This window comes from Paenibacillus sp. B46(2026), assembly GCF_056786355.1.
The window spans coordinates 6,857,458-6,869,547 of the sequence record NZ_CM165907.1 but is presented as its reverse complement, the minus strand read 5'-3'; the positions used below and the strand labels follow the sequence as shown (position 1 = coordinate 6,869,547).

Sequence of the window (12,090 nt, the reverse complement as noted above, 5' to 3'; positions counted from 1 at the left end):
AATAGTAGTAACAGTATATGGAAAGGTAGAGCGTTTTATACTTCACGAGGACAAGCTTTTTCTCAAGGGTTGGACGCATGGCGAAAGGAGCCGGACATGGACGAATGGATGAACGATTGGATGCTGATTGCATTTGATTCAACCCAGCAGGCACTGCGTGCTGAAATGCTGCTGGAGTTTGCAGAGATAGAGATCGACTTGTTCCCTACGCCAAAAGAAATTACAGCAGGTTGTGCGCTATGTATCCAGTTTCCAAAAGAGGATCTGGAGCGAGTACAAAAGATCATTCGTAACGAGTTCGTAGAGATCCGAGGCCTCTATTTCAAAACAGAAGACAGCTATGATAACATACCGATGTAGAGGAGGCATGATGGATGTTGCCATTTCAGTTTGCTCAAGGGAACGAACCCGGTGCTACGGGTGCTGTGAATGAAGCTCTTCGTTGGACGGATAAAGTCTGGAACAAAATCGCAGATCCTGATATGTGGCTTAACATTATGTTCAGCTCAATCCGGATCATCATTATTTTTATCATCACCCGTATTGTCATTAAGGTAGTATATCGAATTATAGATCGTTCCATGGAACGCAAGCAGGAAGGCAAGATTCGCGTGAATCCGCGCAGATTCGTAACCGTAGGGGAACTGTTGAAAAATGCGACCTCCATAACATTTAATTTTATTATGATTCTGCTACTGTTATCTGAGATCAATATCCAAGTTGGACCGCTACTCGCGAGTGCCGGTGTGCTCGGGCTTGCCATTGGTTTTGGTGCACAGGGTCTGGTCAAGGATGTTATTACCGGTTTCTTCATTATATTGGAGGACCAGTTCGCTGTGGGTGATGTTATTCAGACGGGAACCTACAAGGGAACGGTTGAGGTGATCGGTCTTAGAACTACCAAATTGGTCAGCTGGCAGGGTGAGGTGCATATTATCCCAAACGGGGCAATTGCAAGTGTAACGAACTACTCCATGTCGAATTCGCTAGCTGTAGTGGATATTCCGATGAAGGCGGACTTAAGTCTTGATGAGTCAGTACATCTGGTGAAGAAGTCTTTGGTCGGGATTGAAGAGCGTGACCTAAATATTGTGAAGGTGCCGGATGTGCTCGGTATACAGTCGATGTCTACATCTGAGTATGTGGTGCGAATTGTAGCTGAATGCATGCCTAACTCTCGTGCTTCTGTGGAACGGCAGATTCAGGGCGATGTGAAGAAAACACTGGAGTATCATGAGATGAGTCATCAAGCAGCATTGGAACAGGCAGCAGCTTTGGAGAAAGATGAGGGGGATGGCACAGGTGGAGCGTAAAAGTTTCCAGCTTGGGGATATCGTGCAGATGAAGAAGCAGCATCCCTGTGGCAGCAATGAGATGGAGATCATTCGAATGGGTATGGATATTCGGATCAAGTGTGTGGGATGTAAACATAGCGTGTTGATTCCAAGAGCAAAATTCGAGAAAAACATGAAGAAGGTACTGCGTTCAGCCGAAGATTCCACTGAATCCTGAGCTTGCAATAATTCGGTATGCAGTACGCGTAATAACGTTTACATGCAGGCTCTGTATGAGTGTTGCGTTCTGTAAATGATCATGCTATAATCAATATTGCTGCGGAAAGGTACCCAAGAGGCCCAAGGGGGCTGACTCGAAATCAGTTAGGCGTGTCACAGCGTGCGTGGGTTCGAATCCCACCCTTTCCGCCACTTCAATTGTAATTTACTCAATACACATTGAGTTTAATAAAAAGATCGATAAAAAGACTTTCCATTAGGAAAGTCTTTTTTGGTATAACGTTTTATTGAATATGTATTGAACACGTATCTATATCAGATGCATCATTAATGACTAAAACGAAAAATAAAGAGCCCCGAAGGGCTCTTTATCCGGCGGTGCATTTGTTTGTTAGGAAACAATCGGTCGTAACAATCAGACACTTGGTGTACTGCACGTAGCAATACGCGTGCTTCAGACGAAGGGCCTTACTACACATAACCACTTGCTTCTTAAATTACGTGATGAATCTCCAACAGCGAATGATCGGCTTCGTTGTCCAACGGAACCACACCTCTCTCGTGCACCGCCTGATTGTATTATGTGCTTTATTCCGTTTTATATACATGAATCGTAAAAAAAGTATTGCGATTAATGGACGCGGGCTTTGGTCAGCTTCTTCCACTTGCGATTATGATTGCTTGTTTCGGGAAAAGCCTCACCTTTTTGCAGCGTTACCCGCTTTGGGTTCTGAATTTCCGTGACAAAGCTTTTTTCCCCAACTTCTGTGTACTCTCCATCGTTTGGGGCTTTGTCTCCTGGTTCAAACTCGGTTTTTTCACCCATGATAAAACCTCCTCTGCAGATTATGTTACCTGGTTGCTTTTGTAGTGTGCTCCATAGCCAGGCTGATCATGTGCCAATATGTACAGGGAACGTTTGCTTGCACTTTGACTCGGTATTTGTTATATTAATATAGTTCGAGTTTGTGCTCGTTCCTTGCTCTCAACCTAGATTGAGGGCCAGAGTCCATAAGGAGGTGAAAATTATGCGCAAATATGAAGTGATGTACATTATTCGTCCTGACATTGAGCAAGAAGTTGTTCAAGCTACAGTCGATAAATTCCAAGGCATCATCTCCAACGGCGGTGGTGAAGTTACAGCTCACGACGTTATGGGTAAACGCCGTCTTGCGTATGAGATCAAGAAATTCCGTGATGGTTTTTATGTTCTGGTACATTTCACTGCTGAACCAGCAGTTGTAACTGAACTTGAGCGTCTCATGAAGATTTCTGACGAAGTAATTCGTTATCTCATTACCAACGACGTTAAGTCTGCTTAAGACTACTCGTGATTAACGCACCAATACGCTCTGAAGGAGGGGATTACATTGTTGAACCGTGTCATTCTGATCGGACGGTTAACCCGGGATCCTGAGTTGCGTTACACTCCAGCAGGAGTGGCAGTTACGCAATTTACTTTGGCAGTGGACAGACCGTTTACAAGCCAAGGGGGAGAAAAGGAAGCCGATTTCATTCCGGTCGTAACCTGGAGACAGCTTGCCGAGACCTGTGCGAACTACTTGCGCAAAGGACGCCTGGCTGCAGTCGAAGGACGCATTCAAGTACGGAACTACGAGAATAACGAAGGAAAACGTGTATACGTGACCGAAGTCATTGCCGATAATGTCCGTTTCTTGGAGTCAGCTAACCGTGATAATAGCGGTGGCGGCGGTGGGCAACCAATGCGTGAAGAGCCTTCTTATGGAGGCGGCGGACGCGCGAACAATAACAATAATTCGCGTAGCAACAATCAGGATCCTTTTTCCGATGACGGAAAACCGATTGATATATCGGATGATGATTTGCCATTTTAACATGAGCTGATACTCTTAGGAGATATGGGTTACATGATAGGAAAGGACTGAAAAGCATGGGCTTCAAGCAAAGAGAAGGCGGAGACAACGATAAAAGACCGGCACGTCGTGGCGGCCGTAATAAACGTCGTAAAGTGTGCTTCTTCACAGCTAACAAAATTACTCACATCGATTATAAAGATACGGACTTGCTTCGTAAATTTATCAGCGAACGTGGAAAAATTTTGCCACGCCGTGTAACAGGTACTAGCGCTAAATATCAACGCATGCTGACGATTGCAATCAAACGCTCCCGTCAAATCGCATTATTGCCATACACAACTGAGTAGTCTTTACTCAGTTTGCATACGAAGCAGTCGGCTTATAGCCGGCTGCTTTTTTGTATATATCAATAGAAATAACAGAAGTAACATCTCCACTCTAACAAATGGAAGAATTCAATATTATGGTGATAGAAGCATTCAAGGCTCAAATGAATTATAATAGAGTCTAATCCTGAAAAGGTTCAGGCAGCAGAATAGCTATTTATTTCAGAATAAACACCAGGAGTGGATATGAATACATCAAAACGTAAAGGCAAACAGAGAAAAAAGAGTCTGAAAAACTGGATTATAGCTACTCTTTTACTTTCCATTATATATGTATGGTTACAGCAAAAAGGTGATATAGATAATATGTGGCCTGGGACAACAATCCAAGAAGTTCTGCCAATCACCGGCCTACATCCTGTTGTAGCAGAGAATGAGAAATTATTGGTACGTAAGGCAGCGAGACGTGGAATAGAGATCGTTATCACCCACGGTTACCGAAGTTCCGAGGAGCAAGATGCACTATTCAACCAAGGACGCTCAAGTGCAGGCAATATCGTTACTAATGCGCGTGGTGGTGAGTCATATCATAACTACGGATTAGCAATTGATTTTGCATTGAGGACGCCTGAGGGTGATGTGGTGTGGGATATGGAACGGGATGATAACGGCAATGGCAAGGCAGACTGGATGGAAGTTGTGGATCTCGCCAAAGAGTTAGGTTTCACTTGGGGTGGAGATTGGGCAAACTTTCCGGACTATCCTCACTTGCAGATGGATTTTGGCTTGAGTATCAATGAGTTAAAACGTGGTAAAAGACCTCCTGATTCTCCGTAAAAAGTTGTTATATATACGCTTAAATGAATAATTATTAGATAAGCTCTGCATTTTGCAGGGCTTTCTTCTTTCTTTTGTAAAATAAATGATAAAAGATGACAATTTGGTCTTTACATTAGCAAATAAATAAAACTATACTAGATTAACTAGATTTTTTACTTTGATCGCACATATTCTTTCGATTGTAGCATATTGGCTCCGATCAAATAAAATTCAGCTAAGATCGAATTATAATTATCACTCATATATGTAACACTTACCTCACGCCAAATTAAGAACGTCTACTAAATTCAAAGCATAAACATACACTAGATGTAACTACTATGTTATGTATATGTTATTTTGACTAATTGCCTATACGCACCTCACAGCCAAAAAAACAAAAAACACCTCTCAAAATCTCTGATATATACCTTTATAGTATTACTAATATCCAAATCTGTAGTATAAAAAACATTTATACCAAAAATCTCAAAATAAGCATTGACGTTAGCTAAAATTACACGTATGATTACATTAATTATTTTGATATATAATTCCGCTAGGAATTATCAACATTAATTGACCAATGGTCTAAATACGAGTCTCTTAAACTTGTTTCTCCTAACAATTTGGTATTTTGTATAAGCTATTGTTCGTTATCTTCAAGAACTTGGAAATATACAGTGGATGCATTCCTCTACACACGAATACAATCTACGGAAATTATGGGGTTAGGGTGATTGATTTGAATACAGAGCTATTGGAAGTCAGAAATCTAACAACATCATTCAGAATTGAAGATGACTATTATGCAGCAGTGGATCACGTTAACCTTACGGTGAAGAAAAATGAAGTGTTGGCGATTGTAGGTGAATCCGGGTCAGGTAAAAGTGCTTTTGCATTCTCTCTTATGGGTTTGCACAACAAAGCAAAAATCGAAGGCCAGATTCTCTATAAAGGACAAGATATTGCCAACATCTCCCCAAGCAAGTTAAACAAGCTACGCGGTAAAGAAATGGGCATGATTTTTCAGGACCCATTGTCCGCACTAAATCCTCTAATGATTATTGGTGAACAGATTGAAGAGATTCTCACACTTCATCAGTCCAAGCTGTCTTCCAGAGAGAAGAGAGAAAAGGTCATTCACTTATTGAATCAGGTAGGGATTCCACGTCCCGAACAAATATACAAGCAGTATCCCCACGAACTATCTGGTGGTATGAGACAGAGAATTGTTATTGCCATTGCGATTGCCAACAAACCGGAACTACTCATAGCCGATGAACCAACGACGGCGCTTGACGTTACGATTCAACTACAGATTCTGGAGCTGATCCGAGACCTGAAGAGTGAAATTAACGCAGGCATTATTCTGATTACACATGATCTGGGTGTCGTAGCTGAGATGGCTGATCGCGTTGCAGTTATGTATGCAGGCGAAATTGTTGAAATCGCAGATATCTTCACATTGATGAATGATGCGAAGCATCCATATACCCGCTCACTGCTGAACTCTATTCCCACCCTGTCTGAAGAAAGATCCAAATTGCATGTCATCCAAGGCATCGTACCATCACTCAAAAATCTTCCTCGCAAAGGGTGCAGATTCAAAGCCCGAATTCCATGGATTAGTGAATCGGCTCATGAAGAGAACCCACAGATGCATGAAATTGCACCAGGTCACTTTGTACGGTGTACCTGTTACCAGCACTTTCATTTCCCTGACCAAAGCTGAGGAGGAATAACATAATGGCATTACTCGAAGTAGAAGGGCTCAAGATACACTTTCCGATTCGCGGTGGATTGCTTAAACGGGAAATTGGCAGTGTAAAGGCTGTTGATGATGTTAGCTTCTCCATTGAAGAAGGACAGACCTATGGTCTGGTTGGGGAATCAGGTTCAGGTAAGACAACAACAGGCAGAGCCATTATTGGGCTAAACCATGTCACTGACGGAAAGATCCTGTTTAACGGAAAAAATCTGGCTACGGAGCGACGTAAGAACAGGCAGCTCCAGCGGGATGTACAAATGATTTTTCAAGACCCATATTCATCACTGAATCCAAAGAAGCGGGTTATCGATATTATCGCTGAGCCGTTCCGTAACTATGAGCGTCTGACAGCTACCGAGGAAAAAAGACAAGTAAGAGAATTACTTGAAAAGGTTGGCCTGAGTCCGGAATCAATCTACAAATATCCGCATGAATTCTCAGGGGGGCAGCGTCAACGGATCGGCATTGCACGGGCTATTGCACTGAAGCCGAAATTAATTATCGCTGATGAACCTGTATCTGCACTCGATGTATCGGTACAGGCTCAGGTACTCAACTTCATGCAGGAAATTCAAAAAGAACTGAATCTGACCTATCTGTTCATCAGTCACGATCTGGGTATCATCCGTCATATGTGTGATGAGATTGGAATTATGTATAAAGGTCGATATGTGGAACAGGGCACAACAAATGATATTTTTGAGAATCCGCAACACATCTATACCAAACGTCTCATTGCAGCCATTCCGGATATGGACCCAACCAAACGAGAGGAAATGGTAGCCTTCCGTCAACAGGTCAAATCCGAGTATGAACATTCATACCGAAATTTCTTTGATGAGGAAGGGCTTGCATACTCGCTCAAATCCATTTCCGATACTCACCGAGTAGCTCTACCTCAGAAAGGTTGAAGGCCATATGTGGAAAACGATAGTACGCAGAATTATCATAATGATCCCTCAGATATTTTTACTTAGTCTTTTGGTCTTTCTGATGGCCAAGGCCATGCCGGGCGACGCGCTAACAGGATTGCTTGATCCAAGCGTTGATCCCAAAGCATTGGAAGCCCAGCGAGAGAGACTGGGATTGAATAATCCCTGGTACGTGCAATATTGGGACTGGATCAAAAACGCCATCCAAGGTGATTTTGGACAATCCTTCCGTTTCAAAATGCCGGTTACGGACTTGATCGGTCAGCGTGTAGCAAACACATTCTGGCTCGCACTGGCGACACTTGTACTGACTTACCTGATCGCTATTCCACTGGGTATCATCAGTGGTCGTTACAATGATACCTGGTCTGATCGGTTGATCACGGGATACACCTACCTGGGCTTTGCCGCACCATTGTTCATCTTCGCACTGGTGATGGTATGGATCTTCGGATTCCACTTTGGTTGGTTCCCGACAGGAGGTAGCGTTGCGCCAGGACTTACACCAGGCACATTCAGCTACATAATGAGTAAGTTCTATCATCTATTATTGCCGGCATTATCCATGGCACTAATTACAACGGTATCTACGGTTCAATATTTACGTAGTGAAATCATTGATATCAAGCATAAGGAATTCGTTATTACTGCCAGAGCCAAAGGCGCCTCGGAATCCCGGATCTACAACAGGCATATCTTGAGGAACTCATTATTACCTATCGCCGCGTTCTTCGGATATGAGATTACAGGGCTTATCGGAGGTACGGTATTCATCGAAAGTATATTCAGTTATCCAGGTATGGGGCAGTTGTTCCTGAGTTCCATCTCATTGCGTGACTTCAGTGTTGTGACTGCACTCGTATTGTTGTATGGCGTAGCTTCCATTCTCGGGGCATTGCTGTCTGACATAATTCTGGGAATTGTAGATCCACGTATACGGATCAAGTAAGAACTTGAAGATTTCGGGGTGAAAACAAGATGAGCAAGGCCAACGAGGTAGTTGTAACTTCACAAAAGGTTGATAAAAGCCCCTCCAGTTTGAGTATTTTATGGAGGGAGCTTGTCAGAGATAAGGTGGCACTAATCTCGCTCATTTTCTTGGGCTTGGTCATGTTGCTGGTATATGGCACGTCTCTCATTCTGAATCAGGATGATATCGTACGCGTGGATCTGTTTGCCTTATATGAACCACCATCCGCGAAATATTGGCTTGGAACGGACTATGGAGGTCGTGATGTATTTGGCCAACTGGTCATCGGTACACGTAACTCCCTGACCATTGGAATTATCGTAACGTTAATGACTGGCTTCATAGGTATCTTAATTGGCCTTTTATCCGGTTATTTCGGTGGAATGATAGACAACCTGTTTATGCGTGTTGTTGATTTCTTCATGATCCTTCCCATGTTGATGATTGTTATTGCGTTTGTTACGGCAGTACCGAAATACAATATCATCTCGTTCTCTCTTATCATGACGGCATTTCTCTGGATGGGTATCGCCAGATTGATTCGCTCCAAAGCATTACAGGAACGGGAACTGGATTATGTAAAAGCTTCAAAAACATTGGGCTCTTCTCATCTGAAGATTATGCTCTCACAGGTTCTTCCGAATCTGAGTTCCATTATCATCGTAACGATGACATTGAATCTCGCTGCCAACATTGGCCTCGAATCCGGGCTGTCTTTCCTAGGGTTTGGTTTTCCCGAAAGTACGCCTAGTCTTGGAACACTCGTAAGTTATGCACGTAATCCGCAAACCCTGGAATCCAGATGGTGGATATGGCTACCCGCATCGGTACTGATTCTGGTATTGATGTTGAGTATAAATAATGTCGGTCAAGCCCTAAAGCGTGCGACTGATGCAAGACAAAGAAGAGGTTAAAAAAAGGGAGGAAAGGTTCATGAAAAAGGGATTATTTTCACGGGGACTATTTTTCACGATGATGTTGGTCTTTGTATTGGTGCTCGCAGCGTGCTCTGAGAAAGAAGCAGCTACTCCAGCTCCAGCTTCCAACACAGAAGAGGGAAAAACGGAGGAAAAACCTGCTAATGAAGAGGGCGTTTACTCCATTGAAGACTTCAACAATGTCAAAACGAATGAGGGTACTGCGATCGAGGGTGGATCGATTACATTCGGACTTGTATCAGATACTGCTTTTGAAGGTACACTGAACTTTAACTTCTATTCCGGTAACCCGGATGCACAGGTTCTTCAATGGTTCGATGAAGGCTTGCTGACTTGGGATAAAGACTATGTGTACACCAATGATGGTGCTGCAACATATGAGACTTCCGAAGATGGCAAAACGTTCACACTGACCATTCGCGACAATGTAAACTGGCATGATGGCAAGCCGGTAACGGCTGAAGATCTGCAGTTTGCTTATGAAGTGATCGGTAACAAAGCGTATGATGGTCCACGTTACGACTCCAACTTCACTAGTGTAGTAGGTATGGACGAGTATCATGCTGGAAAAGCAAAAACAATCTCTGGTATTAAAGTGCTGAGCGACAAACAAATCAGCATTACGTATAAAGAATCTACTCCGTCCCTGCTGACAGGTGGCGTATGGACATATCCACTGGCTAAACATATCTTCGGAGATATGGATGTAGCCAAAATGTCTTCTTCCAAAGAAGTACGTGAAAAACCAATTGGTTTTGGTCCATTTAAAGTGGATGTTATCACTCCAGGTGAGTCTGTAACTTTTGTTAAAAATGATGACTACTGGCGTGGAGCTCCAAAACTGGATGGTGTAACTCTGAAAGTTATCAACCCGACAACGGTTGTTCAAGAACTGAAATCTGGCGGGGTAGATCTCGTGGATGCATTCCCGACAGATCAATACAAAGACAATGCTAACCTGTCCAACGTAGAATTCCTGGGCACAATCGATCGTGCTTATACGTACATCGGTTTCAAACTGGGTACGTGGGATGAAGAGAACGGAAAAGTTGTAAGCAATGCTGAAGCAAAAATGGGCGACAAAAACTTGCGTAAAGCAATGTGGATGGCTGTAGATAACGATCAAGTAGGTAAACGTTTCTATAATGGTCTGCGTTGGAATGCAACAACGCTGATTCCACCGTCTCACCCAGAATTCCATGATTCCAACAATCCGGGTGTAGCATATGATCCAGAAGCAGCGAAAGCATTGCTTGACGAAGCTGGTTACAAACTGGATGGTGAATTCCGTACGAATCCGGATGGAACACCACTCGAAATCAACTTTGTATCCATGACTGGTGGCGACACAGCTGAACCATTGGCTCGTTATTATGTTCAATCATGGGCAGCTATTGGTTTGAAAGTAAACCTGGAAATGGTTGAATTCAACAGCTTCTATGACCGTGTAGGTAACACAGGTAAAGATGATCCGAATATTGATGTGTATCAAGCAGCATGGGGCGTTGGTATTGACGTAGATCCATCTGGTCTGTATGGCCGCGATGCACTCTACAACTTCTCCAGATTCTCCAGCGAAGAGAATGACAAATTGCTGGCACAAGGTATCTCTGCTGAAGCATTTGATGTAGACAAGCGTAAAGAGATCTACAATCAATGGCAGCAATACATGGTAGATGAAGTTCCTGTATTCCCTACACTGTATCGTGCAGTTGTAGCACCAGTTAACAAACGTGTAATGAACTATGCGATTGGTGATGGAACAGGCGTTTACCTGAGCGACCTGCAAGTTAATGCAGACAAAGCAGTTGTAGCTGAGTAACACATTCTTCAATTAGCAGCTGTAAGGATTGGGGTCCTTTAAGAAGTCGGTTGCTAGATTATTAATGAAGAATTCTCCTGGGAAATGTTAAAAAGTGTCTTTAAAAACATGGATTCTGTACACTCTGGCATGGGTGTATGGGGTTCATGTTTTTTTTGTAACCAAAAAATAAAAAAATTTTAACTTTTTTTCAAAAAAGTGCAGACAAAATGCCTCTTTACTTCGTCTATATAGGTAAGAGGTGATCATCTTATGAAAAAATGGTGGAAACGGGCAGGTATGCTGCTAGCTCTCTTGCTTATTATATATTTGGGTGTGAAACCGGACATGCTGGTAGGCAAACCGGGAATTAAAGCTGAATCTGCGGTATTAATGGATATGAATTCTGAACAGATCTTAATGGATTTTAACGGCTCCGAAGAGATTGCTCCGGCAGGCGTCAGTAAGTTGATGACAGAACTGTTAGTAATGGAGGCCGTGATCAATGGTGATATAGGCTGGAATGATCTTGTTAATGTGAGTCTGTATGCCAGCTCCGTGGGGGGCAGTCAACTGACCCTGAAACAGGGAGAGCAGTTCACCGTTCAGGAGTTGTTCGAGATCGTAGCGGTCTATTCAGCCAATGATGCAGCGGTTGCTCTGGCTGAACATATCAGTGGTACAGAGCAGAAGTTTGTGCAACAGATGAATCAGAAAGCAACTCAGATTGGGCTGTCTGAGGATACACAATTCACGAATTCAACGGGCCTCAGTGAAAAGCTGCTTGGTCCTAACCGTCCAATGGATATACAAGGGCAGACCTTAATGACGGCTATAGATGCATGCAAGCTTGCGCGATATTTGCTGAATAACCATCCCGAGATTTTAAGAATCTCCAGTCAAATGCAAGTATCGATGCATCAAAAAGGGATGTACATGAGTAACACGAACTGGATGTTGTCCTCCATTGGTGGGCCATATGCTTACGATGGGAATGACGGATTAAAGACCGGGTATGATGAAGAGTCCGGATATCATTTTGTTGGAACAGCTGAACGTGAAGGCAAAAGGCTGATTTCAGTTGTATTTGGAGCGGAAACTCGTGAAGGTCGCTTTATCGAGACACGGAAGCTGTTCAATTATGGATTTTCTGGTTCAAAATAATGGGTGAACATGGACAT

Annotated in this window: 14 protein-coding genes and 1 tRNA gene; 14 read left to right on the top strand and 1 reads right to left on the bottom strand. The window is 43.2% G+C overall.

Translation table 11 applies throughout. The annotated features are described in order from the left end of the window. Nucleotides 1-108: 108 nt before the first annotated feature. From AC1S8V_RS30425 to AC1S8V_RS30410, 4 genes are all read left to right on the top strand, one after another. A complete protein-coding gene (locus tag AC1S8V_RS30425) occupies nucleotides 109-360 on the top strand; it encodes a putative Se/S carrier protein (protein WP_026081378.1) in 252 nt (83 codons plus the stop codon). 14 nt (nucleotides 361-374) lie between these two features. Continuing rightward, entirely contained in the window at nucleotides 375-1,313 is a 939-nt protein-coding gene (locus tag AC1S8V_RS30420; RefSeq protein ID WP_482071967.1) for a mechanosensitive ion channel family protein, read from the top strand. Beyond that, nucleotides 1,303-1,512 (top strand): DUF951 domain-containing protein, encoded by a 210-nt coding sequence (locus tag AC1S8V_RS30415; protein WP_036611950.1) that lies wholly within the window; start codon nucleotides 1,303-1,305, stop codon nucleotides 1,510-1,512. The genes AC1S8V_RS30420 and AC1S8V_RS30415 overlap by 11 nt, the downstream gene beginning before the upstream one ends. Before the next feature lie 103 nt (nucleotides 1,513-1,615). After that, a tRNA-Ser gene (locus AC1S8V_RS30410) sits at nucleotides 1,616-1,706 on the top strand. A 439-nt stretch (nucleotides 1,707-2,145) separates the two neighbouring features. Here AC1S8V_RS30410 and AC1S8V_RS30405 read toward each other — a convergent pair. Further along, nucleotides 2,146-2,340 carry a YjzC family protein gene (locus AC1S8V_RS30405; RefSeq protein WP_036671877.1) on the bottom strand — a complete coding sequence of 65 codons (195 nt, stop codon included), beginning with the start codon at nucleotides 2,338-2,340 and terminating at the stop codon, nucleotides 2,146-2,148. A gap of 202 nt (nucleotides 2,341-2,542) precedes the next feature. Between AC1S8V_RS30405 and rpsF the strand changes: the two genes are divergently transcribed. The 10 genes from rpsF (at nucleotide 2,543) to AC1S8V_RS30355 (ending at nucleotide 12,073) form a co-directional block, all read left to right on the top strand. Continuing rightward, nucleotides 2,543-2,836 carry a 30S ribosomal protein S6 gene (gene rpsF / locus AC1S8V_RS30400; RefSeq protein WP_036611944.1) on the top strand — a complete coding sequence of 98 codons (294 nt, stop codon included), beginning with the start codon at nucleotides 2,543-2,545 and terminating at the stop codon, nucleotides 2,834-2,836. Nucleotides 2,837-2,884: 48 nt separating this feature from the next. Then, the gene (gene ssb / locus AC1S8V_RS30395; protein WP_017691432.1) at nucleotides 2,885-3,370 is read left to right on the top strand and encodes a single-stranded DNA-binding protein; all 486 of its coding nucleotides are present in this window, start codon (nucleotides 2,885-2,887) and stop codon (nucleotides 3,368-3,370) included. Nucleotides 3,371-3,426: 56 nt separating this feature from the next. Further along, the gene (gene rpsR / locus AC1S8V_RS30390; protein WP_017691433.1) at nucleotides 3,427-3,699 is read left to right on the top strand and encodes a 30S ribosomal protein S18; all 273 of its coding nucleotides are present in this window, start codon (nucleotides 3,427-3,429) and stop codon (nucleotides 3,697-3,699) included. A 225-nt stretch (nucleotides 3,700-3,924) separates the two neighbouring features. Next, nucleotides 3,925-4,515: a M15 family metallopeptidase gene (locus AC1S8V_RS30385; RefSeq protein WP_482071966.1), complete on the top strand. Its 591-nt coding sequence runs from the start codon at nucleotides 3,925-3,927 to the stop codon at nucleotides 4,513-4,515. A 727-nt stretch (nucleotides 4,516-5,242) separates the two neighbouring features. Then, nucleotides 5,243-6,232, top strand: a complete 990-nt coding sequence (locus tag AC1S8V_RS30380; RefSeq protein WP_036612047.1) for an ABC transporter ATP-binding protein — start codon at nucleotides 5,243-5,245, stop codon at nucleotides 6,230-6,232. Between the two features lie 14 nt (nucleotides 6,233-6,246). After that, a complete protein-coding gene (locus tag AC1S8V_RS30375; RefSeq protein WP_017691436.1) occupies nucleotides 6,247-7,179 on the top strand; it encodes an ABC transporter ATP-binding protein in 933 nt (310 codons plus the stop codon). A 7-nt stretch (nucleotides 7,180-7,186) separates the two neighbouring features. After that, entirely contained in the window at nucleotides 7,187-8,149 is a 963-nt protein-coding gene (opp4B, locus tag AC1S8V_RS30370; RefSeq protein ID WP_017691437.1) for an oligopeptide ABC transporter permease, read from the top strand. Between the two features lie 29 nt (nucleotides 8,150-8,178). Then, the gene (locus tag AC1S8V_RS30365; RefSeq protein ID WP_036611941.1) at nucleotides 8,179-9,084 is read left to right on the top strand and encodes an ABC transporter permease; all 906 of its coding nucleotides are present in this window, start codon (nucleotides 8,179-8,181) and stop codon (nucleotides 9,082-9,084) included. A 19-nt stretch (nucleotides 9,085-9,103) separates the two neighbouring features. Then, the gene (locus tag AC1S8V_RS30360) at nucleotides 9,104-10,930 is read left to right on the top strand and encodes an oligopeptide ABC transporter substrate-binding protein (protein ID WP_076216647.1); all 1,827 of its coding nucleotides are present in this window, start codon (nucleotides 9,104-9,106) and stop codon (nucleotides 10,928-10,930) included. Nucleotides 10,931-11,182: 252 nt separating this feature from the next. Then, nucleotides 11,183-12,073, top strand: coding sequence for a D-alanyl-D-alanine carboxypeptidase family protein (locus tag AC1S8V_RS30355; protein ID WP_482071965.1), 891 nt, complete (start codon nucleotides 11,183-11,185; stop codon nucleotides 12,071-12,073). Nucleotides 12,074-12,090 lie beyond the last annotated feature (17 nt).